22 protein-coding genes and 2 tRNA genes are annotated in these 23788 nt (G+C 69.3%); 8 read left to right on the plus strand and 16 right to left on the minus strand.

What is annotated here, in order from left to right; all coding sequences use genetic code 11:
* Positions 1-96: 96 nt before the first annotated feature.
* From MUN74_RS08760 to pknB, 4 genes are all read left to right on the plus strand, one after another.
* Positions 97-1431, plus strand: a complete 1335-nt coding sequence (locus MUN74_RS08760) for an FtsW/RodA/SpoVE family cell cycle protein (protein ID WP_244856399.1) — start codon at positions 97-99, stop codon at positions 1429-1431.
* Positions 1428-2882 (plus strand): peptidoglycan D,D-transpeptidase FtsI family protein, encoded by a 1455-nt coding sequence (locus MUN74_RS08765; protein ID WP_244856097.1) that lies wholly within the window; start codon positions 1428-1430, stop codon positions 2880-2882. Before MUN74_RS08760 ends, MUN74_RS08765 begins: the two co-directional genes overlap by 4 nt.
* Positions 2879-4615, plus strand: a complete 1737-nt coding sequence (locus tag MUN74_RS08770; RefSeq protein WP_244856098.1) for a protein kinase domain-containing protein — start codon at positions 2879-2881, stop codon at positions 4613-4615. Before MUN74_RS08765 ends, MUN74_RS08770 begins: the two co-directional genes overlap by 4 nt.
* Positions 4616-4750: 135 nt before the next feature.
* Entirely contained in the window at positions 4751-6379 is a 1629-nt protein-coding gene (gene pknB, locus MUN74_RS08775; protein ID WP_244856400.1) for a Stk1 family PASTA domain-containing Ser/Thr kinase, read from the plus strand.
* Positions 6380-6451: 72 nt separating this feature from the next.
* Here the strand turns inward: pknB and MUN74_RS08780 are convergent, their stop codons facing one another.
* From MUN74_RS08780 to MUN74_RS08790, 3 genes are read right to left on the minus strand one after another with little or no spacing between them, the layout of a single operon-like run.
* Positions 6452-7093, minus strand: a complete 642-nt coding sequence (locus MUN74_RS08780) for an anthranilate synthase component II (RefSeq protein ID WP_244856099.1) — start codon at positions 7091-7093, stop codon at positions 6452-6454.
* Positions 7090-7254 (minus strand): hypothetical protein, encoded by a 165-nt coding sequence (locus tag MUN74_RS08785; protein ID WP_244856524.1) that lies wholly within the window; start codon positions 7252-7254, stop codon positions 7090-7092. The genes MUN74_RS08780 and MUN74_RS08785 overlap by 4 nt, the downstream gene beginning before the upstream one ends.
* Entirely contained in the window at positions 7251-8057 is an 807-nt protein-coding gene (locus MUN74_RS08790) for a class E sortase (protein ID WP_244856100.1), read from the minus strand. The genes MUN74_RS08785 and MUN74_RS08790 overlap by 4 nt, the downstream gene beginning before the upstream one ends.
* A gap of 71 nt (positions 8058-8128) precedes the next feature.
* On the opposite strand from MUN74_RS08790, the gene MUN74_RS08795 reads away from it, so the two are divergent.
* Positions 8129-8371 (plus strand): cell division protein CrgA, encoded by a 243-nt coding sequence (locus MUN74_RS08795; protein WP_244856101.1) that lies wholly within the window; start codon positions 8129-8131, stop codon positions 8369-8371.
* Between the two features lie 246 nt (positions 8372-8617).
* Here the strand turns inward: MUN74_RS08795 and MUN74_RS08800 are convergent, their stop codons facing one another.
* Both MUN74_RS08800 and MUN74_RS08805 read right to left on the minus strand, forming a co-directional pair.
* Positions 8618-9493 carry a rhomboid family intramembrane serine protease gene (locus MUN74_RS08800; protein WP_244856102.1) on the minus strand — a complete coding sequence of 292 codons (876 nt, stop codon included), beginning with the start codon at positions 9491-9493 and terminating at the stop codon, positions 8618-8620.
* Between the two features lie 7 nt (positions 9494-9500).
* A complete protein-coding gene (locus MUN74_RS08805) occupies positions 9501-10046 on the minus strand; it encodes a peptidylprolyl isomerase (RefSeq protein WP_244856103.1) in 546 nt (181 codons plus the stop codon).
* 121 nt (positions 10047-10167) lie between these two features.
* On the opposite strand from MUN74_RS08805, the gene MUN74_RS08810 reads away from it, so the two are divergent.
* Positions 10168-10683, plus strand: coding sequence for a hypothetical protein (locus MUN74_RS08810; RefSeq protein ID WP_244856104.1), 516 nt, complete (start codon positions 10168-10170; stop codon positions 10681-10683).
* Between the two features lie 111 nt (positions 10684-10794).
* Here the strand turns inward: MUN74_RS08810 and MUN74_RS08815 are convergent, their stop codons facing one another.
* The 5 genes from MUN74_RS08815 to MUN74_RS08835 are packed head-to-tail and all read right to left on the minus strand — an operon-like array spanning position 10795 to position 17754.
* Positions 10795-12477, minus strand: coding sequence for a dipeptide ABC transporter ATP-binding protein (locus tag MUN74_RS08815; protein ID WP_244856105.1), 1683 nt, complete (start codon positions 12475-12477; stop codon positions 10795-10797).
* A complete protein-coding gene (locus tag MUN74_RS08820) occupies positions 12474-13340 on the minus strand; it encodes an ABC transporter permease (protein ID WP_244856106.1) in 867 nt (288 codons plus the stop codon). The genes MUN74_RS08815 and MUN74_RS08820 overlap by 4 nt, the downstream gene beginning before the upstream one ends.
* A complete protein-coding gene (locus tag MUN74_RS08825) occupies positions 13337-14371 on the minus strand; it encodes an ABC transporter permease (RefSeq protein WP_370647370.1) in 1035 nt (344 codons plus the stop codon). The genes MUN74_RS08820 and MUN74_RS08825 overlap by 4 nt, the downstream gene beginning before the upstream one ends.
* Positions 14358-16025 (minus strand): ABC transporter substrate-binding protein, encoded by a 1668-nt coding sequence (locus tag MUN74_RS08830; protein WP_244856107.1) that lies wholly within the window; start codon positions 16023-16025, stop codon positions 14358-14360. Before MUN74_RS08830 ends, MUN74_RS08825 begins: the two co-directional genes overlap by 14 nt.
* A gap of 19 nt (positions 16026-16044) precedes the next feature.
* Complete coding sequence (locus MUN74_RS08835; protein WP_244856108.1) at positions 16045-17754, minus strand: amidohydrolase; 1710 nt, start codon at positions 17752-17754, stop codon at positions 16045-16047.
* 192 nt (positions 17755-17946) lie between these two features.
* On the opposite strand from MUN74_RS08835, the gene MUN74_RS08840 reads away from it, so the two are divergent.
* Both MUN74_RS08840 and MUN74_RS08845 read left to right on the plus strand, forming a co-directional pair.
* Positions 17947-18648 carry a TetR/AcrR family transcriptional regulator gene (locus tag MUN74_RS08840; RefSeq protein WP_244856109.1) on the plus strand — a complete coding sequence of 234 codons (702 nt, stop codon included), beginning with the start codon at positions 17947-17949 and terminating at the stop codon, positions 18646-18648.
* 501 nt (positions 18649-19149) lie between these two features.
* On the plus strand, positions 19150-19395 hold the full coding sequence (locus MUN74_RS08845) for a hypothetical protein (protein WP_244856110.1): 246 nt from the start codon (positions 19150-19152) through the stop codon (positions 19393-19395).
* Between the two features lie 207 nt (positions 19396-19602).
* On the opposite strand, the gene MUN74_RS08850 is transcribed toward MUN74_RS08845, so the two are convergent.
* The 6 genes from MUN74_RS08850 to gyrA all read right to left on the minus strand — a co-directional run bounded on the left by MUN74_RS08850 (position 19603) and on the right by gyrA (position 23775).
* Positions 19603-20046 carry an NUDIX hydrolase gene (locus MUN74_RS08850; RefSeq protein WP_244856111.1) on the minus strand — a complete coding sequence of 148 codons (444 nt, stop codon included), beginning with the start codon at positions 20044-20046 and terminating at the stop codon, positions 19603-19605.
* Positions 20047-20085: 39 nt separating this feature from the next.
* Entirely contained in the window at positions 20086-20475 is a 390-nt protein-coding gene (locus tag MUN74_RS08855; RefSeq protein WP_244856112.1) for a hypothetical protein, read from the minus strand.
* Between the two features lie 123 nt (positions 20476-20598).
* Positions 20599-20671, minus strand: a tRNA-Ala gene (locus tag MUN74_RS08860).
* Positions 20672-20712: 41 nt separating this feature from the next.
* Positions 20713-20786: transfer RNA gene (locus MUN74_RS08865), tRNA-Ile, on the minus strand.
* Between the two features lie 64 nt (positions 20787-20850).
* Entirely contained in the window at positions 20851-21255 is a 405-nt protein-coding gene (locus MUN74_RS08870; RefSeq protein ID WP_244856113.1) for a DUF3566 domain-containing protein, read from the minus strand.
* 6 nt (positions 21256-21261) lie between these two features.
* Positions 21262-23775 (minus strand): DNA gyrase subunit A, encoded by a 2514-nt coding sequence (gene gyrA, locus MUN74_RS08875; RefSeq protein ID WP_244856402.1) that lies wholly within the window; start codon positions 23773-23775, stop codon positions 21262-21264.
* Positions 23776-23788 lie beyond the last annotated feature (13 nt).

Here is a 23788-nt window from a genome sequence, read left to right on the forward strand (position 1 = left end):
GTGGGCCCGTCGAACCCGAACGGCGTCGTGACGAGCGGCGACGGCGGTTCGACGTCACGGCCGGCGACGCCTCCGAGCGGCGTGCGCCGGATCCGGATGCCGCAGAAGCTGCGCAACCTCGAATTCTGGCTGCTCGCCGTGGCCTGCGTCATCAACGCCTCCGCGATCGTGCTCGTGCAGCTCGGCGCGCTCGGCCGCATCGACACCCAGCTCGTGCTGCTCGGCGCCGGGCTCTCGCTGCTGGTGTTCGGCCTGCACTTCGCGATGCGGTTCGTCGCCCGCGACGCCGACCCTTTCCTGCTGCCCATCGCGACCGTGCTCAACGGTCTCGGCATCGCGATGATCTACCGCATCGACATCGCGAACGACGACGCCGGCTGGGAGAGCGCCGCCGTGCGTCAGATCGCTTGGAGCGCGATCGCGATCATCTGCGCGATCGCGGTGATCGTGGTGATCCGCAACCACCGGGTGCTGTTCAAGTACATGTACGTGTCGGGGCTCGCCGCGATCGTGCTGCTGCTCCTGCCGCTCGTGCCCGGCCTCGGGCAGTCGCACGACGGCGCGCAGGTCTGGATCGGCATCGGCGACGTCGCCAGCTTCCAGCCCGGCGAGATCGCGAAGATCGCCCTCGCCGTGTTCTTCGCCGGCTACCTCGTGCGCAACCGCGACTCGCTCTCGATGGTGGGCACGAAGTTCCTCGGCATGAAGTTCCCGCGCGCACGCGACCTCGGCCCGCTGCTCATCGTGTGGGCGCTGTCGATGGCCGTCATCGTCTTCCAGCGCGACCTCGGTACCGCCCTCCTGTACTTCGGACTCTTCCTCGTGATGCTCTACGTCGCGACGAGTCGCATCTCGTGGGTCGTGCTCGGGCTCTCGCTGTTCTTCGCGGGAGCGATCATCGCGAGCCAGCTCCTCGACTACGTCGGCAACCGGTTCGCGAACTGGCTGAACCCGTTCGACCCGGCGCGGTTCGATGCCGAGGTGGGCGGCAGCTATCAGCTCGTGCAGGGCCTGTTCGGCCTCGCGAACGGCGGGCTCATCGGCACCGGCTGGGGCCAGGGCCGACCTGACATCACGCCCGTCGCGCAGAGCGACTACATCATGGCCTCGCTCGGCGAGGAGCTCGGCCTCGCCGGCATCTTCGCGATCCTCTCGCTCTACCTGCTGTTCGTGGCGCGCGGGTTCCGCATCGGCTTCGCCGGCCAGGACGACTTCGGCAAGCTGCTCGGCGTCGGCCTCTCGTTCGTCGTCGCCCTCCAGGTCTTCATCGTGGTCGGCGGCGTGACCCGCGTCATCCCGCTCACGGGCCTCACGACGCCGTTCCTCGCGGCCGGTGGCTCGTCGCTCGTCGCCAACTGGATGATCGTGGCGCTCCTCCTGCGCCTGTCCGATACGGTTCGCAACCACCCGAGGCTGGTGATCGACGGATGAATCGCGAATTGAAGCGGGTCTCGGTACTCGCCCTCGCCATGTTCCTGACGCTGCTCGTCGCCTCGACGATCATCCAGTTCGTGTCGGCCGACTCGCTCGCCGCCGACCCGCGCAACTCGCGCACCCTCTACGAGAGCTACTCCGTCGAGCGCGGGCCGATCCTCGTGAAGGGCGACCCGATCGCCTACTCGGAGCCGTCGAAGGACTTCTACCGGTTCCAGCGGGTCTACTCGAACGGGCCCCTGTACGCACCCGTGACCGGGTACATCCCGGTCAACGGCGAGGCGACGGGCATCGAGCGCTCGCTCAACGACTACCTCAGCGGCCAGTCGTCGAGCCAGTTCTTCGACCAGCTCAACCGGCTCATCTCCGGGCAGGACCCGATGGGTGCCTCGGTCGAGGTCGCGATCGACCCCGTCGCGCAGCAGGCCGCGTGGGACGCCCTCGGCGACTACACGGGCGCGGTCATCCTCACGGAACCGTCGACGGGCCGCATCCTCGCCATGGTCACGAAGCCGACGTACGACCCGAACGCTCTCGTCGTGCACGACGGCGAGCAAGCGCTCGCGACCTACAACGCGCTGCTCGACGACCCGAGCAATCCGCTCTACAACCGCGCCACGGGCGGCGACATGAACCCGCCCGGGTCGGTCTTCAAGCTCGTCGTCACCGCCGCGGCCCTCGAGTCGGGCAAGTACACGCCCGAGTCGACCTTCCCGAACCCCGGCGAGTACACCCTGCCCGGGTCGACGTCGGTCGTGCGCAACTCGGGCGGCGGCACCTGCGGCGGCGGCGCGACCGTCACGCTCGCCGATGCGCTGCGCCTCTCGTGCAACATCCCGTTCGCCGAGCTCGGCGTCGAACTCGGCGACAACGCGATCCGCGACCAGGCCGAGAAGTTCGGCTTCGACCACGAGTTCGACATCCCCACCGGCACCGAGCCGAGCGTCTACCCGAAGGGGCTCGACGACGCGCAGACCGCGCTCACCGCGTTCGGCCAGGGCGACGTGCGTGCGACGCCCATGCAGATGGCCATGGTGTCGGCGGCGATCGGCAACGGCGGCATCGTCATGAACCCGAACCTCGTCGACCAGATCACGGCCCCCGACTTCCGTCCGCTGCAGGAGTTCCAGGCGACGGAGTACGGCCGCGCGATCAGCGAGGAGACCGCCAGAACCATGGTGCAGATGATGGTGAACGGCGTCGAGAACGGGGCCGCGAGTAATGCAAGAATAGACGGCGTCAGCGTGGCCGGTAAGACCGGAACAGCGGAGAACGGCGAGGATGACCCGTATACCTTGTGGTTCACCGGATTCGCGCCCGCCGACGATCCTCAGTACGCGATCACGGTACTCGTGGAAGACGGCGGAGGAATGGGCCAGGAGGGGTACGGCAATCTGATTGCCGCACCAGTTGCTAAGCAGGTACTAGAGGCGGTGCTGAACAAATGAGACCGAGCGCAGGGCTCACCTTCGGGGGGCGCTACGAACTGCAATCCCGCATCGCGATCGGCGGGATGGGCGAGGTGTGGCAGGCCACCGACCTCGTGATCGGCCGGCAGGTCGCCATCAAGATCCTCAAGGACGAGTACCTCGGCGACCCCGGGTTCCTCGAGCGGTTCCGCGCCGAGGCCCGTCATGCCGCGCTCGTCAACCACGAGGGCATCGCGAACGTCTTCGACTACGGCGAAGAGGAGGGCAGCGCCTACCTCGTCATGGAGCTCGTGCCCGGCGAGGCCCTGTCGACCATCCTCGAGCGCGAGCACGTGCTGTCGACCGACAAGGTGCTCGACATCGTCGCGCAGACCGCCGCGGCCCTGCAGGCCGCCCACGCGGCCGGTCTCGTGCACCGCGACATCAAGCCCGGCAACCTGCTCATCACGCCCGACGGGCGCGTCAAGATCACCGACTTCGGCATCGCGCGCATCGCCGACCAGGTGCCGCTGACCGCGACCGGCCAGGTCATGGGCACGGTGCAGTACCTCTCGCCCGAGCAGGCCTCGGGCCACCCGGCGTCGCCGACGACCGACATCTACTCGCTCGGCATCGTCGCGTACGAGGCGCTCGCGGGCCGCCGCCCGTTCACGGGCGAGTCGCAGGTCGCGATCGCCATGGCACAGATCAACGAGACGCCGCCCGACCTGCCGGTCACGGTGTCCGAGCCGGTGCGCAACCTGGTCTACTCGTGCATCGCGAAGAACCCGGCCGACCGTCCGCAGTCGGCCGCGCACCTCGCGCGCGCTGCGACTGCACTGCGCCGCGGTGACGTGCAGGGGGCGGCCGCGGCCGTGCCCGCCGTGCTCGGTGCAGCAGGACTCACCGCCGCGACGATGCTCATGCCGCAGGCCGGCGCCACCGCCGCCACGACGGTGCTGCCCACCGCGGCGCCCGAGGGCGAGCCCGTCGACGGCGAAGAAGAGGGCGAGAAGAAGAAGCGCAGCCCGTGGACGTGGCCGCTCATCGTGCTCATCGGCCTGCTCGCGATCGTGCTCATCGGCACGATCATCGCGCTCGCGATGAACCAGGGCGACAAGGACCCGGTGAAGACGCCGACGAAGAGCACGACGCAGTCGCAGACCCCCAGCGAGACGCCGACCCCGCCTCCCCCGACGTCAGAAGCCCCGACGACGGCGCAGATCAACGCCGCCGACTTCGTCGGCCTCACGGTCGACGAGGCGCGCGCGAAGCTCTCCGACATGCAGATGGTCGCGAACGCGGTCGAGGGCAATGCCGCGACCGATCCCGCCCAGGTCGGCACGGTGTACGACGTGAACCCGACCGGCCCGGTGCCGCTCAACAGCGAGATCACGATCACGTACTACGCCGCCGTCGAGCAGCCGACCGCACCGGGTGCGCCGACGATGCCCGACACGGTCGAGCCCGGCGAGGAGTTCACGGTCTCGTGGGATCGTGCGCAGTGCCCCGCCGGCCAGAACCTCTCCGGCTACTCGATCACCGTCGACGGACCGGCGACCGCTCCGCAGAAGCAGTTCGACTCCAACACGACCGAGACCCAGATCACGGCGAACGCCGACGCGGCCGACAAGTCGACCATCAAGGTCACGTACGTGTACTTCTGCGGCCAGACGAGCTCGCCGGCCTCGCCCGCCGCGTCGACGCAGGTCGTCGTCGCCGGAGCCGAAGGCCCCGACACGGGCGACGGCGGCACCGGCATCGGCGGCTGACGCACCGACGAGGCATCCGCAACCAGCACTGACGAACCCGGCCGCGCCGCATGAAGGGAGCCGCACACCGTGAACGATGAAGGACGCGTCCTCGCCGGACGGTATCGCGTGGGCGCCCTCATCGGCCGCGGCGGCATGTCCGACGTGCACGTCGGCACCGACACGAGGCTCGGCCGCCAGGTCGCCGTCAAGCTCCTGAAGCCGCAGCTCGCGACCGACCCGGCGTTCCGCATGCGGTTCCGCCAGGAGGCGCAGTCGGCGGCGCGCATGGCCCACCCGACGATCGTGCGCGTCTTCGACGCCGGCGAAGAGACCGTCGTGGATGCCTCGGGCCACGAGGTGCAGCTGCCGTTCATCGTCATGGAGTACGTCGAGGGGCGCCTGCTCAAGGACATCATCCACGACGGCCCGCTCGAACCGACGGCCGCCGTGCGCGTCATCGACGGGGTGCTCACCGCGCTCGAGTACTCGCACCGCGCCGGCGTCGTGCACCGTGACATCAAGCCGGGCAACATCATGATCACGACGACCGGCCAGGTCAAGGTCATGGACTTCGGCATCGCGCGCGCGGTCTCCGACTCGTCGACGACGGTCGCGCAGACGACCGCGATCCTCGGCACCGCGTCGTACTTCTCTCCCGAGCAGGCGAAGGGCGAGACGGTCGACGCTCGCACCGACCTGTACTCGACGGGCGTCGTGCTCTTCGAGCTGCTCACCGGACGGCCCCCGTTCCGCGGCGACACCCCGGTCGCGGTCGCGTACCAGCACGTCAGCGAACGCCCGGTGAAGCCGAGCGTCATCAACCCGAAGGTCTCACCGGCGCTCGACGCCGTCGTCATGCGCGCACTCGCGAAGAACCGCGACCAGCGCTACCAGACGGCCGTCGAGTTCCGCGCCGACGTCGACACCGCGGCATCCGGCAAGGTGCCCGTGCACCGGGAGCCCGACCAGGCCACCATGCTGTTCGGCGCGCCCACCGCGTCGCTGTCGAGCTCGGAGCTCGCCCTGCGCCAGCTCACCGAGGACGAGACCATGTCGCGCACGCAGCGGCGCCCACCGGCGATCTGGATCTGGTCGGGCATCGTGGCCGTCGTCGTGATCGTGATCGCGGTGATGTACTGGGCGTTCAACCTGCAGCCGACGCAGGAGATCCCGTCGAGTGCGCGCAAGGTACCGGCCCTCGCCGGCATGACCTACGAGCAGGCGGTCGAAGAGCTGCAGAAGCTCGGTCTGCCGGCGACCGAGGTCGACCAGAACAGTGAGACCGTGCCCGCCGACCAGGTGATCGGCAGCGACCCGGCGGAGGGCGTAATCGTCGACGCGGGGCAGGCGATCACCGTCTTCGTGTCGACCGGTCGCGAGGCCGTCAAGGTGCCGGACACCGTCAACATGTCGCTCGCCGACGCACAGAAGGCGCTCACGGACGCCGGGCTCACCCCCGGCAAGGAGACGCGCACGAACTCGCCGACCGTGCCGGCCGACGTCGTGATCGCGACGAACCCCGAGGCGGGCAAGTCGGTCGAGAAGGGCTCGACGGTGGAGTTCACCCTCTCGAACGGCAAGGTCGAGATGCCCGACGTCACCGGCGTCTCGCTCGACGCCGCGATGGGCCTGCTGACCGACGACGCGCACCAGCTGCAGGTGAATCCCGTGCAGGACACCTCGTGCCCGACCAAGGAGGGCTCGCCGATCACGCACCAGTCGGTCGCCCCCGGCGAGGTGGCGCAGGGATCGGCAGTCGATCTCACCTACTGCGCCGGCTGAGCAGGCGACTGAACTCCCGATGGTCGAGGAGCGCCGGCGCGCGGCGACGACGCGAATGGAGACCCGAGGGACTCAGGCGTTCGCGCGTACGAGCGGGCTCAGGTGCTGTGCACGTTCGCGCGCCTCGGGCAGGCCGGCGACGGCGAGCCAGTTGCCGAGCATGCGGTAGCCGCCCTCGGTGAGGACCGACTCGGGGTGGAACTGCACCCCGAAGATGGGCGCCTCGACGTGGCGCAGGCCCATGATCACGCCGCCCTGGGTGCGGCTCGTGACGACGAGCGACGGCGGCAGGGTGCCGTCGACGACCGCGAGCGAGTGGTAGCGGGTCGCGGTGAACGGTTGCGGCACGCCCTCGTAGAACGAACTGCCGTCGTGCTCGATGCGGGAGGTCTTGCCGTGCATGAGCTCTTCGGCGTTCGTGACGACGCCGCCGAACGCCTCGGCGATCGCCTGGTGGCCGAGGCAGACCCCGAGGATGGGCTGCCCGCTCGCGAGCGCCGCCTCGACGACGGGGATCGAGACGCCCGCGTCGGCGGGCTTGCCCGGGCCGGGTGAGACGAGCACGCCGTCGTACTCGGCGATGCGCGACGGCACCTCGGCCGCGGGGAAGTCGTCGTTGCGAACGACCTCCGTCTCGGCGCCCAGCTCTCGCAGGTAGCCGTTGAGGGTGTAGACGAAGCTGTCGTAGTTGTCGACGACGAGGATCCGGGTCATTGCTCCACCGTGACGTTGATCGGGTTCAGGACCGAGTCGACCCAGGGGAAGACCCACGTGAAGAGTGCGAAGACGACGGCCGCCGCGAGGATCAGCAGCAGGATGATGCGCAGCCACACCGGACCGGGCAGCACCCGCCAGAGTGCTCCGTACATGCTCACTGCCCCCATTCGGCGACGACCGAGGCGATCTCGGCCGGCGGGTTGTCGGCGCCGGGCTGCCACGACTCGAGCACCCCGTACGCCACGATGCGCTCGGCGGTCGAGTACAGCGGGTTGCAGCTCGTGAGCGTGATGATCCGGTCGGTCGGCGCGGTCTCTGGGTGGTGCGGCACCGGGGCGAGCACCTCGCTCGTCTCGGGCGTCACGTACTCGAAGTCGCGGAAGCGGTACGTGTACCAGCCGTCCTTCGTCTGGATGTAGATCGGGTCGCCGAGCTGCAGCTGCTCGATCTCGTGCATGCCGCCGCCGTAGGCGCTGCGATGCGACGCGATCGCGAAGTTGCCGACCTCGCCCGGCATCTGGGTGGTCGGGTAGTGGCCGATGCCGAGGTCGAAGCTGTTGAGCACGTCGAGCCCGTAGCCCTGCGCGATGTTGCGCACGGAGTCGTGCGTGCCCGGGCTGTCGAACCGCGGCACGTACATGACCGCGAACGCCTCGCCGTTGCCGTACTCGGTGGTGTCGACCACCGGCTCGCCGGGGTCGGGCGTCGGCGCGGGCGCCTGGCCGTCACCGCGCTGCGCGCGAGCGGCCTCGGCCCAGTCGGAGCTCTGCTGACCCGCCGCCTGCGACTGCTGGGTGTTCATGATCGCGTCGTTCCACCACAGCTGCCAGCCGAGGAAGAGCAGGATCACGACGCCCGCGGTGAGCAGGAGTTCGCCGAGCACGCCGACGACGCTCACGCGGTGGCGTTCGCGCGACGTGCGCCGCGCAGCACGCCGGCCGTCGGGCAGCGACTCGGACATACGAGCGATTCTATTGCGCCTGTTCGTGAGCGCGCTGCGAGTGCACGGCCGCCTCGGCTAGAATCTCCCGCATGGCACGTACGAAATCATCGAAGCCGGCGCGCGCAGAAGCCGCGGCGAACGGCGAGGAGGCGCCGAACCCCGTCTGGTTCAAGCCCGTCATGTTCGGCTTCATGTTGATCGGGCTCGCCTGGATCATCGTGTTCTACGTCAGCCAGGGCCGCTTCCCGATCGCCGACCTCGGCTCGTGGAACATCCTCATCGGCTTCGGCATCGCCTTCATCGGCTTCCTCATGACCACCCGCTGGCGCTGACGCCGGCTCGACCCACTGCGAAGGGCGGATGCTGCGGCATCCGCCCTTCTGCGTACCCGGCCCGCGTGCGATGCGGGACGGTTTGCCCACAGCCCGTCCACCGGTCATCCTCAGGCTTGTCCACAGGTTCCCCACCGTTATCCACAGGTGTGGAGATTTCGTTCTCCCGCGTGTCGGCTGAAGTGCGGACAATTACACGCGTGTAACTCTCAACAGCTGTGGAGAGTGCTGTGGATAACTTCGGACTCAGGCGAGCGGGAAGACGAGGTACCGGCAGCTCAGCAGCAGGAGCACGACGCCGAAGGCGATGAGCAGCCACGTCTGCAGGGCCTGCTGCGAGCGCTTGCGCGTCTCGACGAAGATCAGCCCGATGACCGCACCGCCGATGAGGCCGCCGAGATGGGCCTGCCAGGCGATGTTGAAGCCGGGCACGAAGCCGATCACGAGGTTGATGCCGAGCAGGATGAACAGCTGGGTCGTCTGACCGCCGAGCCGGCGTTGGATGACGAGGAACGCGCCCATGAGCCCGAAGATGGCACCCGAGGCGCCGACCACCGAGGTGTTCGGGTCGGCCAGCCAGATCACGCCGACCGAGCCCGCGAGTCCCGACAGCAGGTAGAGGGCGAGGAATCGCCAGCGGCCGAGCAGGCCCTCGAGCAGCTGGCCGAAGATCCACAGCGTGTACATGTTGAGCAGCACGTGGAAGATCAGCGAGGTGGAGTGCACGAACATCGTCGTGAACAACCGCCACGGCTGCAGCGCGATGTCGCTCATCGCCAGCGGGGTGAAGTAGAGCCAGTTCGTGACGCCGAGCCCGGGGATCAGCTGCAGCAGGTAGACCGCGAGCGTGATGCCGATCAGGGTATACGTCACGACCGGCGCGCCGCGCCCGGCCGCCGAGCGGGCGCGCGTGAGCACGGCCGGCTTGGTGCGGGGCGCACTCGCGCGCTGCTCGCGCATGCACTCGGGGCAGATGACGCCGACGGCGCCCTGCGTCATGCACTCGGGGCAGATGGTGCGCCCGCAGCGCTGGCACAGCACGAAGCTCTGCCGATCGGGGTGCCGATAGCAGTAGTTCGACCGGTCGGCCGCGTCGGCGCCCCCGGCAGGCTCCGTGCTCACCGGCGGATCAGACCTGCTCGACGGTGATGGTCTCGATCACGACGTCGTCGAGCGGCTTGTCGCGGCCGTCGGTGGCGACCGCGGCCAGCTTGTCGACGACGGCCTGGCTCGCCGGGTCGGTGACCTTGCCGAAGATGGTGTGCTTGCCCTGCAGCCACGTGGTCGGGCCGACGGTGATGAAGAACTGCGAACCGTTGGTGCCGCCGCCCGTCATGCGGTCGCGGCCGGCGTTCGCCATGGCGAGCACGTAGGGCTCGGTGAAGTCGAGCTCGGGGTTGATCTCGTCGTCGAACTGGTAGCCGGGGCCGCCGACGCCCTGACCGAGCGGGTCGCCGCCCTGGATCATGAAGCCGGGGATGATGCGGTGGAAGATGACCCCGTCGTAGAGCGGCGCGGTGGTCTTCTCACCGGTCGCGGGGTGGGTCCACTCGATCTCGCCCGTGGCGAGGCCGACGAAGTTCTTGACGGTCTTCGGCGCGTGGTCGCCGTAGAGGTCGACCTTGATCGGGCCGTGGTTGGTGTTGATCGTCGCGACGGCGGTGTGAATCGGCATTCTCATATTCTGTCACGGGCGGATTCGTCAACGGGCATGCCGTATTCCGACTCCCACCTCGCATACAGCCGGTTCGGTGGCAAGATGGGAGGAGTTCGCTGTACTGACGATGGAGGACGAGATGAGCCTGTCACGCAAGCGCCGGAAGGAACTGAAGCGTCTGCGAAGCAGCGCAGAGGAACTCTGGGGAAACCAGCAGAACGTGCTCGAGCACGCCAATGCGGTCGCTCGCGAGGCCAGCCGACAGCTCGGGCACCTCACTCGTGAAGAGGTCGTGCCGCGAGTCCGCACCGGGTACGACAGCTACGTGCGCCCGGGCATGGAGACCGCGGGGCGGTACGCCCGCTCGGCCGGCGACACCGCGCAGCGCGGCCTCGGCACGGCGCTCGGGTCGATCCTCGCGATCGGCGACATCGCCAGCGACACCCGCGTGCGCCACGCACTCGAGCGGGTCGCGTCGCCGCGCACGGTCGTCGTCGAGGAGAAGAAGGGCCCCGGCGTGGGCACCTGGCTCGCGATCGGCGCCGGCGTCGTGGCCGCCGCGGGCGTGGCCTACGCGGTCTGGCAGACCTTCCGCGCCGACGACGAGCTGTGGGTCGCCGACGACGAGCCGGCCGGCCCCGTGAACGAGGGCTGACCCCCGCACCAGACGTACGAAGAACGGCCCCCGCGAGCGCGGGGGCCGTTCTTCGTGCAGGCCGGGGAAACGCGGCCCGGTGGGCTCATCGACGACGAGCGGCCGACGACCTCAGGCGGATGCCACGGGCCGGGCCGGCTCCGGCACCCAGTCGGGTCTGGGCACCGAGTCGATGAGCAGCTGGGTGTAGGGATGCTGCGGTGCCGCGAGCAGCTCCGCCGTCTCGCCGCGCTCGACGATCTCGCCGTACCGCATGACGACGGTCTCCTCGCAGACGCGCCGCACGACCGCGAGGTCGTGGCTGATGAACAGCAGGGTGAGCCCGCGCTCCGCCCGGATGCGCGCGACGAGATCGAGCACCTGCGCCTGCACCGAGACGTCGAGGGCGCTCGTCGCCTCGTCCATGACGAGCACGTCGGGCTCGATCGCGAGCGCCCGGGCGATCGCGACGCGCTGCCGCTGGCCGCCCGAGAGCGTGCGGGGACGCGCTTGCGCGTGCTGCGCGCCGAGGCCGACCTGCTCGAGCAGGTCGACCACCTTGGCCCGCGCGTCGGTCGTCGACAGGTCGGTGTGCAGGCGCAGCCCGTCTTCGATCGCCCGACCGGCCGTGATGCGCGGGTCGAGCGACAGGTACGGGTCCTGGAAGACCATCTGCACGCTGCGGGCGTGCGCGATGCGCTCCGCACGCGACCGCGGCGCCACCGTGCGGTCGCGCCCGGCGATGAGGATCTCGCCGGTGTCGGGTGCCTCGAGTCCCACGATCATGCGCGCGAGGGTCGACTTGCCCGAGCCCGACTCGCCGACGACGGCCAGTGCACGGCCGCGAGCGAGCTGCAGGTCGGTGGCCGCGACGGCGTTGACGGGCGGCTTGCCGCGCAGGTGGTACGTCTTCGACACGCCGCGCACGTCGAGCATGGAGTCGGCTCGAGGGGCCGCCTCGCGAGACGCGTCCGGGGCCGTCGCCGGAGCGGCATCCGCGATCTCGATGACGGATGCAGCAGGGCCGGCGACCGTGGGGGTCGCCGCCACGAGGCGCTTCGTGTAGTCGGCGGTGGGCGTCGAGAAGACACGGCGGGCATCTCCCGTCTCCTCGACCCGGCCCTTGCTCATGACGACCACGCGATCGCAGATGGATGCCGCGAGGTTGAGGTCGTGCGTGATGAAGAGCATGCCCATGCCGCGGCTCGCCCGCTGCTCGACGAGCACGCGGATGATCTCGGCCTGCGTCGTCACGTCGAGAGCGGTCGTCGGCTCGTCGCACACGAGCAGCTTCGGCGAACTCGTGAGCGCCCCCGCGATCATGACGCGCTGCAGCATCCCGCCCGAGAACTCGTGCGGGAACTGCTTGAGGTGGTCCTCGGGCCGCGGCAGCCGCACGGCGGCGAGCAGCTCGAGCGCCCGCGCCCGCGCGTCGGCCTCGGACCTGCCCTCGCAGAGGCGCAACGTCTCGGTCATGTGGTCGCCGATGGTGCGCATCGGGTTGATGCCGGCGCGCGGATCCTGGAAGATCATCGCGGCCGCGTGGCGGCGCACGTCGAGCACGTCGCGCTTGCCCGCGCCGACCAGGTCGTGGCCGTCGACCACGACGCGGCCGCCGAGGGTCGACGCATCGGGGGTCAGGCCGAGCACGGTGCGCGCCGTGAGCGACTTGCCCGACCCGGACTCGCCGACGAGGCCGACCGTCTCGCCCGCCTCGACCGTGAGCGAGATGCCGTCGAGCAGGCGCGTGCCGTTCGGCAGGTCGAGCGTGAGGTCGGCGATGTCGAGCAGACTCGTGCGGGGCGGTGTCGTCATGAGGTGGGGGCCCCTCCGATGCGGTCGGAGAGCTCTTCTCCGATGATGTTGAACGCCACGACCACGAGCACGACGCAGATCGCGGGCTCGAGCGCGGGCAGGAAGTGGCCGCCGACGATGCCCGCCTGCGCCTCGTTGATCATCGCGCCCCAGTCGGGCGTCGGCGGCTGGACGCCGAGCCCGAGGAACGACAGGCCGGCGAGCTCGGCGAGCACGTACCCGAAGTTCAGGGTCGATTGGGCGCCGACGATCGGGGTCACGTTCGGCAGCACGCGGCGGAACGCGATCCACGGCCCGCTGAAGCCCTGCACCCGGTAGGCGGCCACGTACGGCCGCGTGCGCTCGGCCTTGATGAGCGCACGGGTGAGCCGGGCGACGAACGGCGCATAGGCGATGCTCATCGCGATCACCGGTGCGACGAGTCCCTTGCCGAAGAGCGCGACCGCCATGATCGCGAGCAGCAGCGACGGGAACGCGAACAGCACGTCGAAGACGCGGCCGAGCACCGCGTCGATCCAACCGCCGCGCCAACCGGCGACGAGGCCGAGCAGCATGCCGATGATCGTCGAGCCGATGACGACGAGCAGCGGCCCGAGCAGGGCCGTGCGCGCACCGAAGATCAGGCGGCTGAGCAGGTCGCGACCGAGCCCGTCGGTGCCGAGCCAGTGCTCGGGGCTCGGCGGCGCGTAGACGGCTCCGAAGTCGAGCGCGTCGGGCGGGTACGGCGCGATGAACGGGGCGAAGATCGCGGCGAGGGTCATCACGGCGATGACGCCCACGGCGATGCCGAACGTGACGTTTGCGGGCTTCAGCTTCGGCGCCCGCATCACCTCGATGGCGAGGGTGTTGTTCGAGACGGTCATCTGGCACTGGCTCCTGCGGCGGATCGCGGGTCGATGAGGGGTTCGGCGATGTCGATGATCGCGTTCACGACCACGAACGTCGTGACGACGAGCATCACGATCGCCTGCACCACCGGGAAGTCGAGGCGGTCGACCGACGCCACGAGCAGCGAGCCGATGCCGGCGATGCCGAATGCCGCCTCGACGATCGTCGAGGCGACGATGAGGCCCGCGACCAGCACGCCCGAGACGGTGAGGATCGGACCGAGCGCGTTGCGGAACACGTGGCGGCGGATGACGGTGCCGCGCTTGAGGCCGCGGCTCGTGGCGACCTCGACGTGCTCGCGGCCGAGCTGCTCGACCATCGACGAACGGGTGACCTTGCCGACGAGCACGACGAACACGATCGCGAGCGCGATCGACGGCAGCACGAGGTGGTAGACGGTGTCGGCGAAGCCCTCTCCCGAACCGAACGTCGGGAACCAGCCGAGCTGCACCGCGAAGACCGCGATGAGCACGATCGATCCGACGAACGACGGGATCGCGCTCAGCACCGTCAGGCCGATGAGGGTCGCCCGGTCGAGCACCTTGCCCTTGTTGAGCGAGGCGACGATACCGGCGGTGAGTCCGACGATCGCGATGAGGATGCCCGACATCACGACGAGCATGAGCGTGACCGGCAGGCGTTCGCCGATCACCGTCGAGACGTCCTGCCGGTACTGGAGCGATCGGCCCCAGTCGCCCCGCAGTGCGCCGAACAGCCAGTTCAGGTACTGCTGCCAGGGTGGCAGGTCGAGACCGTACTGCTCGGTGACCTGCGCGATCGCCTCGGGGCTCGGCTTGCGGCCGCGCAGGAGGAAGGTCACGGGGTCGCCCGGCACGAGGAATCGCGAGAAGAACACGAGCAACGAAGCGAGGAACAGGGTCAGCGCGAGGCTGCCGAGCTTGCCGGCGATCCGCCGCACCGCGGCGGCCGCGTGGCCGCCCGGTCGGGGGCCGGCGGCCGCCGCGCGTTGCGCGGCGACCGCCTTGGTGGAACTATCGAGCGCCAATGGTCGCCGCCCACGGGTAGTAGAGGAACGCGATCGACGGCGATGCGCCGGTGATGCGGTCGTTCATGTACATGGTCATGGGGCCGGTGAACAGCGGCAGCCACGGCAACTGCTCGTTCGCGATGTGCTGCAGCTGGCTCGTGAGCTTCGCCCGCTCCTCCGAGTCGAACGTGCCGACGGCCTGCGTCGCGATCTCGTCGTACTCGGGGTCGGACCAGTTGCCGTAGTTGCTGAACTCGCCCGTGCGCAGCACGCCGTACATCTCCAGCGGGTCGGGGCTCGAGAGGTACCAGACCGTGTAGAACATGTCGATGCCCTCGCGCGCGCTCGGGTCGCTGAACAGCGCCGTGTAGGCGTTCGGCGTCACCGTCTCGATCTTCGCGTCGAGTCCGATCGACTGGGCGGCCGCGACGGTCGCCTGCGAGATCACGTTGAAGTCGTTGCCGATGGGCGCAGTGGCGAAGACGAGCTCCTCGCCGGTCGCGCCGGCCTCCTCGACGAGCTTCTTCGCCGCCTCGAGGTCGGTCGGGTACTCCTCGAGGCCGCTGAACGCCTCGTCGCGGGTGGCATCGGTCGCGCCCGTCCACACGGATTCGGTCGTGAGCGCGTTCGTGACCTCGCCGTAGCCCTTCAGCGCGGCATCCAGGATGCCCTGCCGGTCGAGCGCCATGAGCAGCGCCTGGCGCACGCGCTGGTCGCCGAGCGGTCCGTCGAGGTTCGAGATGATGAGGCTCGAGACGGCCGAGGTGAGACCGAAGTACACGTCGCCGCTGCCCGAGTTCCGCAGCTGGTCGATCGCGTCGACCGGGATCATGTAGCCGCCGTCGACGTCACCCGACTTGAGTGCGTTGGTGCGGGCGTTCGCGTCGTTCATGAACACGATCTTCACCTCGCCCGACTTGGCCTTCAGCGAGTCGTCCCAGTAGTCGTCGTAGCGGGTGAGGGTGACGGACTCGCCCGACTTCCACTCGGTGAGCTCGAACGGTCCGGTGCAGTTGACGAGGCCCGTCGAGTTGCCGTAGTCGGTGCCCTTCTCGGCGAGGGTCTTCGCCGACTCGACGACACCGGCGGATCCGCCGAGGCCCTGGTTGAACTGCGAGTCGGGGATCGCCGTCGTGACTGTGACCTCCATGTCGCCCGTCTGCTCGATCGAGGCCACGTTCTGGTAGACCGAGTACCACGACGAGCCGACCGCCGGGTCGAGGTGGCGGTTCATCGAGGCGACGACGTCGGCGGCCGTGAGGGGGCTGCCGTCGTGGAAGGTCACGCCCTCGCGGATCTTGTAGACCCAGGTGAGGTCGCTCGTCTGCTCGTACGACTCGGCGAGGCCGGGAGAGAGCGTGTAGTCGGGGTTCAGGCGCAGCAGCGACTCGCAGACGTTCGACAGCACCTGGTTGTCGGCGTAGTCGAACGCGTACGCGTAGTCGAGCGAGTACGGCTCGGCGTACGACGCCCACGTGAACGAGTCGATGTCACCCGACGGGGCGGGCGTGGTGTCGGTGATCTCCCACTCGGCGGAGCCGGTGGGCTTCTCGTCCGATGAGCCGGCGGTGCAGCCGGTGAGCGCGATGAGCGCAGCGGCCGCGCCCGCGACGAGCGCGACGCTGCGTCGTCGTGGGGCGATTCGGGCGCTGCTGGTTCGATTCAGGGACATCGGGGTGGCCTCCTCGAGGTCAGGCAGTGATGGTGGATGCGGTGGAGGGGGTGGTGCGGGGCAGGGCGTCGATCGAGCGGGTGTAGACCGGCTCGCCCTCGATCCACGTCGAGGCCACCGTCGTGCGGTAGAGCTCCTCGGCGGGAACGGTGAAGGGGTTCGGCTCGAGCACGACGAGGTTCGCGAGGTAGCCCTCGCGCACGTACCCGGTGTCGTGGTCGCGGTGGTTCACGTAGGCGGTGCCCGAGGTGTAGGCGGCCATCGCCGTCGCGAGGTCGAGGCGCTGGTGGGCGCCCCCGAGCGGTTCGGCGTCGATGCCGGGCGCGACGCGGGTGACCGCGATGTGGATCGCGGCCATCGGGTCGGCCGATGAGACGGGCCAGTCGCTGCCGGCCGCGAGGCGGGCGCCGTCGCGCACCAGGTCGCCGAAGGGGTACTGCCGCGCCTCCTGGCCGTCCTGCAGGAACGGCAGGGTGAGGTCGTCGATCTGGTCCTCGTGGGTCGCCCACAGCATCTGCAGGTTCGCGACGGCGTCGAGCTCGGCGAACCGTCCGGTCTCCGCCTCGGCGACGACCTGCAGGTGCGCGAGGTGGTGGCGGCCGTCGCTCGGCCCGTTCGCCGTGCGGGCCGCGGCGACGGCGTCGAGCGCTTCGCGCACCGCGCGGTCGCCGAGGGCGTGCATGTGCACCTGCTGCCCCTGCGCGTCGAGCGCCGCGACGGCCTCGCGCAGCAGCTGCGGGTCGACGAACGAGATGCCGTGGTTGTGCGTGTCGTGTCCGTGGCCGTCGCGGTAGGGCGTGAGCATCGCGGCGGTCTGGTTCTCGGCGACGCCGTCGACCATGATCTTCGTGGTGCCGAGCGAGAGCCGGTTCTCCTGGCCGAGGGCGGCGATCGCCTCGCGGCGCCGCACCATGGCGTCGACCTGCTCGAGCCCGCCGTCGCGCTCCCACCACTGGGCGCCGACGACGTGCACCTTGAGGGTGCCCTCCTCGAGCGCCCGCTGGTAGGCGGCGAGCCCGTCACCGGCGCCGGCCGTGCCGCCCGCGACCATCGCGTCCTGCCAGCCGGTGATGCCGAGGGCGATCAGCTCGTCCTGCGCGCGGAGCAGCCCCTGGTAGGCCACCTCGGCGGTGGTCTCGGGACTCACATGCGCGAAGAGTCCCATCGCACCCTCGTGGAACGTGCCGGCGGGGGTGCCGTCGGCTTCGCGCTCGATCCGGCCGTCGGCCGGGTCGGGGGTGGATGCCTCGAGCCCGGCGAGATCGATGGCGACCGTGTTCGCCCAGGCGCTGTGGTGGTCGCGGCTCATGAGCAGCACCGGACGGTCGGGCACCACCGCGTCGAGGAGGGTGCGCACGGGAGCGCCGCCCGGGAAGTGGTCCATCGACCAGCCCCCGCCGAGGATCCACGGCTCGTCGGGGTTCGCGGACGCGTAGGCGGCGACCGTCGCAACGGCCTCGTCGGCATTCTCGGCCTCGGTGAGGTTGCACTGCAGGAGTTCGACGCCGCCGCCGACCGGGTGGATGTGCGCGTCCTGGAATCCGGGGGCGAGGAGGGCCCCGTCGAGTTCGACGACTCGCGTGGCCTCGCCGACGAGGGCGGCCGCCTCGGCATCGGGCACGACCGCGGTGATGCGATCGCCGGTCACGGCGACGGAGTGGCCGCGGAGCGGCTCCCCCGTTCCGGTGAACACGGATCCCCCGGTGAACAGTACGTCGGCAGCAGGCACTTCGCCCCTCGTTCCTCATCGAATGCGTCGGACGTCGAGACGATAGCCCGGGCGCGTTCGCGCTGTCAACACTGTTGACAGCACCATTGATCCAATTGTTATGCTGGGCGGGCTGCCACGCCTGCGAGGTCTTCGCGACACAGGGGTCGCGGGCGTGGCAGCATGGATGGCGGAGCAGCCGGAAGGAGACCGATGCCGACGAGCACGACACGACGGCGAGGCGGATCCGGCTCCGGCGGCAAGACCCGTCTCGATCGCGAGTCGATCATCGCCGCGGGCCTCGAGCTCGCCGCGAAGGCGTCGACCTCGCTGTCGGTGCGTGAGCTGGGCGCCCACCTCGGCGCCGACCCGACCGCGATCTACCGGCACTTCCGCAACAAGGACCAGTTGATGCAGGCGCTGCTCGACGAGCTGACCCGCCGCAGCGTGGCGGCCGTCACCGCAGGCCATGACGACTGGCGCAATCGGCTTCGCCAGCTCGCAGCCGCGACGCTCGACGAGTACTCGCAGCACCCGTCGATCGGCGTCGAGGCGACGGTGCTCACGACGCACGGCACCGGCGAGCTCGACGCGATCGAACTCATGCTCGAGTCCTTCACGGTCGCCGGCCTCACGGGCGACGACCTCGTGCGCCACTACGCGCTGCTCGCGTCGCACGTGCTCTCGAGCGCGGCGGGCATCGCGCGCGCCCGCGGCGAGCGGCGCGAGCACGGCATCACCGACGACGAGCCGAGTCCGTGGTTCGACGGGCCGTTGCTCGCCGATCCGCGGCGCTACCCCCTCATCACGTCGATCAACACGCGCCTGCTCGATCTCGAAGACCGTGAACTGTTCATGCTGGGCGTCGACGCGGTCATCCAGTCGGCCGAGCGCACCGTCGAAGCGCACGCCTGACGCCTCCGTCGCTCAGGGCCTGCACTGATTCTCGACGAATCTGAGAAATCGCCTTGCGCTCGACGTGAATTCCCCGCTAGTGTCTGATTTCGGCGCAAACGCGCCCCGCGAGACCGCAGAGCCACGAGAGGAGTTGATCCCGATGATGAAGTACATCTTCACGCCAGCATTTACTGCCGGCCGCACGGTGATCCTCCTCGCCGCTTCGGCCTGCTAGTTCTCCGCCCCTGGCTTCACGAGTGATCGTTCTGATCGCCTGAGGCCTCGCCACCCTCGAGGTGCGAGCCGCGGCCCTGCCGCAGCATCCGTCACGCCCGACCGTTCGGGCAGATCGCCGGATGCCTCGCCCCACCTCGTCGGTCCCGCGGCTCCGCCGCACGCTCCGGTGACCAGGACCCGATGTCCGTCGCCGCTTCTCTCCCGCAGACGACATCGTCGCAGTCGCGGCGATGCCCACGCACCGACCGGTGCACCCATCCATCACCCTGAAAAGGACACACCGTGAACACCAGTTCTCTCGCCCTCGGCCAGTCGCAGCGACAGGCCACCGACGTGCGCGTCCAGGCGCGCCGACTCAACGAGCGCATCGCACTGCGCGCCGGCCTCGCGCTCATCGCGTGGAGCCGCCGGCAGAACGAGCGTCTCTCGCACGAGGCCGTGCTCCTGCGTCAGCAGAACACCCGTCTCGCGCACCGGGTCCGCGGCGGCGACCTCCAGCGGGTCGCCCTCGTCTCGTCCCACATGTGATCGGACAGCTCCCATGTCCAGCACCATGATCACCACCACCGACGGCGCCGCCGCCATCGCGGCGGCGCCGTCCCCCCGGCTCCCCTCCCCTGCGCTCATGCGCCTCGACGAGCTGGCCGTTCGAAACCCCGGATCCGCCCACGCAGCGCCGGCACGTCGCCGACGGTTCGACCTCGGTCGGAACGTCGACGTCGTGCCGGCGCTGCGTCAGGCGGCGGGCGGCACCCCGTCTGCCGGCTCAGCCGCGTTCAGGCGCAGTGCGATGTCGACGAGGCTGACCCGCTTGAGCCCCGACACCTCGTCGAGCGGCACCCAGCGGGCCTCGTCGCTCGAACCGCCGACTTCGTTGCGCAACTCGCCGCCGGTCACGCTCCCCCGATAGACCACCCGCATCGCGTAGAGCGGGACGCCGCCCGTGCGCCGCTTCGCCGCCGGGATGACCATCGTGTCGATGCCGAGCAGGCGGTCGATGGATGCCTCGTAGCCGGTCTCCTCGGCCACCTCGCGTCGCGCGGCGATCGCGGGATGCTCGTCGCCCTCGATGCCGCCGCCAGGCAGCGTCCAACCCGACCGACCGTGCTCGTTCCAGTGCGAGAGCAACATCTCGCCGTCGCGGATGATCACGGCGTACGCGGCGATGCGGATGTCCATGCCGTCACCCTACCCGCGAGGGCTGCGACGACGAGCCGATCAGCTCTGGATCATCGAGTCGTTCTGCACCGAGTCGTACGCCGAGCGGCCGATCGAAGGGTCGCCGCCGAGCGCCTGGGCCTTCGCGACCTCGGGGGTGACGCTCGCCTGCGAGACGTTGCCGCGGTCGTCGATGTACTCCTGCTCGAGGCCGTGCCGGGCGCGCTCGCGCTGCGCGAGACCGCGGCCGCGCGCGATGACGTACACGAGCGCCGTGAGGAACGGCACGAAGACCAGGAAGATCAGCCACACGGCCTTGGCCCAGCCGGCGAGCTTCGGGTCACGGAACAGGTCGAGCACGATCGTCAGCAGCACCGCGAGATAGGCGATGAAGACGAAGACGCCGAAGAGCCCGCTGAAGATGTTCCAGAAATTGCTCCACATGTCCATCGGGATCGCCTTTCGCTGTGATCGAGACGCCCGGGATCGCCGATGCGCTTGACTCAAGATTAGCGGGAGGAGGGCGTGTCGGACAGCGCGGAAGATCACACGCTTCGAACGAAATGCGAAGGGTGGAGCCTAGGAGAATCGAACTCCTGACATCCTGCTTGCAAAGCAGGCGCTCTACCAACTGAGCTAAGGCCCCTGAGCAGGTGCCATGGGCACCTGCGATGTGGAGTTTTGGAGTGGGGATACGAGGACTTGAACCTCGGACCTCTTCGTTATCAGCGAAGCGCTCTAACCGCCTGAGCTATATCCCCGAATTTCGGCCGAAGGACAGACTACCCGACTCCGGGCGAAAGTCCGAATCGAGCCGAAGCCGGCTCAATTGTTGGTGAAGCCGACCAGGATTCCGCCCGTGATCTTGACGCTCAGGTTGTACAGCACGGCGAGGATCGCACCGAGCGCGGTCGTCACGACGAGGTTGAGCAGCGACGCCACGACGGCGAAGCCCATGACGTTGCCGAGCGACAGCACCGACGAGAGGTCGCCACCCGTGCCGGCCACGTCTTTCACGAGCTCGTTGAGCTTGTCGAAGACGTCGGTCGAGTTGAGCACCGTCCAGATGAGGAACGTCGCCACGATCGACACCACCGCGAGGCACACCGCGACGAGGAACGACAGCTTCACCGCCGACCAGAAGTCGATGTACACGAGCCGCAGGCGCACCTGCTTGGCCGGCGGGCGCTTGCTCGACTTGCGGGCCAGCTTCTCGGCGACGCTACTCATAGACGATTACTCCTCTCCCGCGGTCTCGGCCGCCTCGGTCTCGGCGGCCTCCTCCACGAGATTCCGTTCGGAATTCTTCGCGATGGCGATGATCTTGTCGTCCTCCGCGAACTTCGCGAAGACGACGCCCATCGTATCCCTGCCCTTGGCGGGGACCTCGGCGACATCGGAGCGTACCACCTTGCCGCTGGCAAGAACCACCAGCACCTCGTCGTCGCTGCCGACGATCAGCGCGCCGGCGAGATCGCCGCGGTCCTCGTTCAGCTTGGCGACCTTGATGCCCAGACCGCCGCGGTTCTGCAGGCGATACTGGCCGACCGCGGTGCGCTTGGCGTAGCCGCCCTCGGTGACGACGAACACGTACTGCGCGCCCGCGACCTCGGCTGCGGCATCCGCCGCATTCTCGGCTTCTTCACCGGAGTCGGGCCCAGAACCGGGCACGACGTTCGCCGCGAGCAGTGCGTCGCCCTCACGGAAGGCCATGCCCTTGACACCCGATGTCGAGCGGCCCATGGGCCGCAGCGCCTCGTCGGTCGCCTCGAACCGCAGCGACATGCCCTTCTTCGACACGAGCAGGATCTCGTCGTGCTCGTCGGCGAGCATCGCCGAGACGAGCTCGTCGCCCTCGCGCAGGTTGATCGCGATGACGCCGCGGGAGCGGTTCGTGTCGTAGGCGGTGAGGTCGGTCTTCTTGACGAGTCCGCCGCGGGTCGCGAGCACGAGGTACTTCGCCACCGCGTAGTCGCGGATGTCGAGGATCTCGGCGATCTCCTCGTCGGGCTGCATCTCGAGCAGGTTCGCGACGTGCTGGCCCTTCGCGTCGCGGCCGGCCTCCTGGATCTCGTAGGCCTTCGCGCGGTACACGCGGCCCATGTTCGTGAAGAACAGCAGCCAATGGTGCGTCGTCGTGACGAAGAAGTGGTCGACCACGTCGTCGGCGCGCAGCTGCGCGCCCTTCACGCCCTTGCCGCCCCGGTGCTGCGAGCGGTAGTTGTCGCTGCGCGTGCGCTTGACGTACCCGCCGCGGGTCACCGTGACCACCATCTCCTCTTCGGGGATGAGGTCTTCCACCGACATGTCGCCGTCGAAACCGGGCACGATGTGCGTGCGACGCTCGTCGCCGTACTTCTCGACGATCTCGGCGAGCTCCTCGGAGACGATCGTGCGCTGGCGCTCGGGCGTCGCGAGGATGTCGTTGTAGTCGGCGATCTTCGCCTCGAGGTCGTTCGCCTCGTCGATGATCTTCTGGCGCTCGAGCGCGGCGAGCCGTCGCAGCTGCATCGCGAGGATCGCGTCGGCCTGCAGGTCGTCGATCTCGAGCAGCGCCTTCAGGCCGTCGCGTGCGACGTCGACCGTCGCCGACGCGCGGATGAGCGCGATGACCTCGTCGAGGGCGTCGAGCGCCTTGAGGTAGCCGCGCAGGATGTGCATGCGCGCCTCGGCCTCGCGCAGCAGGTACTGCGTGCGGCGGACGATGACCTCGATCTGGTGGTCGACCCAGTGCGCGATGAAGCCGTCGATCGAGAGCGTGCGCGGCACGCCGTCGACGATCGCGAGCATGTTCGCGCCGAAGTTCTCCTGCAGCTGCGTGTGCTTGTACAGGTTGTTGAGCACGACCTTCGCGACCGCGTCGCGCTTCAGCACGATCACGAGGCGCTGGCCCGTGCGGCCCGACGTCTCGTCGCGGATGTCGGCGATGCCCGAGACCTTGCCGTCCTTCACGAGGTCGGCGATCTTGATCGCGAGGTTGTCGGGGTTCACCTGGTACGGCAGCTCGGTGACCACGAGGCACGTGCGGCCGTGGATCTCCTCCACGTCGACGACGGCGCGCATCGTGATCGAGCCGCGGCCCGTGCGGTACGCGTCGGTGATGCCCTTCACGCCGAGGATCTGGGCGCCGGTCGGGAAGTCGGGCCCCTTGATGCGCTGCAGCAGCGCCTCCTGCAGCTCTTCGCGGGATGCCTCGGGGTGCTCGAGGTACCACTGCGCACCGTCGGCCACCTCGCGGAGGTTGTGCGGCGGGATGTTCGTCGCCATGCCGACGGCGATGCCGACCGAGCCGTTGACGAGCAGGTTCGGGAACCGGGCAGGCAGGATCGACGGCTCCTGGGTGCGGCCGTCGTAGTTGTCCTGGAAGTCGACGGTCTCCTTGTCGATGTCGCGCACCATCTCGAGCGCGAGCGGAGCCATCTTCGTCTCGGTGTACCGCGGGGCGGCCGCGCCGTCGTTGCCGGGCGAACCGAAGTTGCCCTGGCCGAGCGCGAGCGGGTACCGCAGCGACCACGGCTGCACGAGTCGCACGAGCGCGTCGTAGATCGCCGTGTCGCCGTGCGGGTGGAACTGGCCCATGACGTCGCCGACGACGCGCGCGCACTTCGAGAACGCCTTGTCGGGACGGTAGCCGCCGTCGTACATCGCGTAGATCACGCGGCGGTGCACGGGCTTCAGGCCGTCGCGCACGTCGGGCAGCGCGCGCCCGACGATGACGCTCATCGCGTAGTCGAGGTACGAGCGCTGCATCTCGAGCTGGAGA

Origin of the sequence: Agromyces sp. H17E-10 (assembly GCF_022919715.1) — a bacterium.
Taxonomy (GTDB): Bacteria; Actinomycetota; Actinomycetes; order Actinomycetales; family Microbacteriaceae; genus Agromyces.

Excerpts from the sequence above, each read along its gene's own strand:
- MUN74_RS08780 (WP_244856099.1), bottom strand. The coding sequence starts at position 7,093 with ATGACCCGGATCCTCGTCGTCGACAACTACGACAGCTTCGTCTACACC.
- MUN74_RS08760 (WP_244856399.1), top strand. The coding sequence starts at position 97 with ATGCCGCAGAAGCTGCGCAACCTCGAATTCTGGCTGCTCGCCGTGGCC.
- MUN74_RS08850 (WP_244856111.1), bottom strand. The coding sequence starts at position 20,046 with ATGGACATCCGCATCGCCGCGTACGCCGTGATCATCCGCGACGGCGAG.
- MUN74_RS08840 (WP_244856109.1), top strand. The coding sequence starts at position 17,947 with ATGCCGACGAGCACGACACGACGGCGAGGCGGATCCGGCTCCGGCGGC.
- MUN74_RS08790 (WP_244856100.1), bottom strand. The coding sequence starts at position 8,057 with ATGTCCGAGTCGCTGCCCGACGGCCGGCGTGCTGCGCGGCGCACGTCG.
- pknB (WP_244856400.1), top strand. The coding sequence starts at position 4,751 with ATGTCCGACGTGCACGTCGGCACCGACACGAGGCTCGGCCGCCAGGTC.
- MUN74_RS08805 (WP_244856103.1), bottom strand. The coding sequence starts at position 10,046 with ATGCCGATTCACACCGCCGTCGCGACGATCAACACCAACCACGGCCCG.
- MUN74_RS08765 (WP_244856097.1), top strand. The coding sequence starts at position 1,428 with ATGAATCGCGAATTGAAGCGGGTCTCGGTACTCGCCCTCGCCATGTTC.
- MUN74_RS08810 (WP_244856104.1), top strand. The coding sequence starts at position 10,168 with ATGAGCCTGTCACGCAAGCGCCGGAAGGAACTGAAGCGTCTGCGAAGC.
- MUN74_RS08770 (WP_244856098.1), top strand. The coding sequence starts at position 2,879 with ATGAGACCGAGCGCAGGGCTCACCTTCGGGGGGCGCTACGAACTGCAA.
- gyrA (WP_244856402.1), bottom strand. The coding sequence starts at position 23,775 with ATGCAGCGCTCGTACCTCGACTACGCGATGAGCGTCATCGTCGGGCGC.
- MUN74_RS08830 (WP_244856107.1), bottom strand. The coding sequence starts at position 16,025 with ATGTCCCTGAATCGAACCAGCAGCGCCCGAATCGCCCCACGACGACGC.
- MUN74_RS08815 (WP_244856105.1), bottom strand. The coding sequence starts at position 12,477 with ATGACGACACCGCCCCGCACGAGTCTGCTCGACATCGCCGACCTCACG.
- MUN74_RS08820 (WP_244856106.1), bottom strand. The coding sequence starts at position 13,340 with ATGACCGTCTCGAACAACACCCTCGCCATCGAGGTGATGCGGGCGCCG.
- MUN74_RS08870 (WP_244856113.1), bottom strand. The coding sequence starts at position 21,255 with ATGAGTAGCGTCGCCGAGAAGCTGGCCCGCAAGTCGAGCAAGCGCCCG.
- MUN74_RS08795 (WP_244856101.1), top strand. The coding sequence starts at position 8,129 with ATGGCACGTACGAAATCATCGAAGCCGGCGCGCGCAGAAGCCGCGGCG.
- MUN74_RS08855 (WP_244856112.1), bottom strand. The coding sequence starts at position 20,475 with ATGGACATGTGGAGCAATTTCTGGAACATCTTCAGCGGGCTCTTCGGC.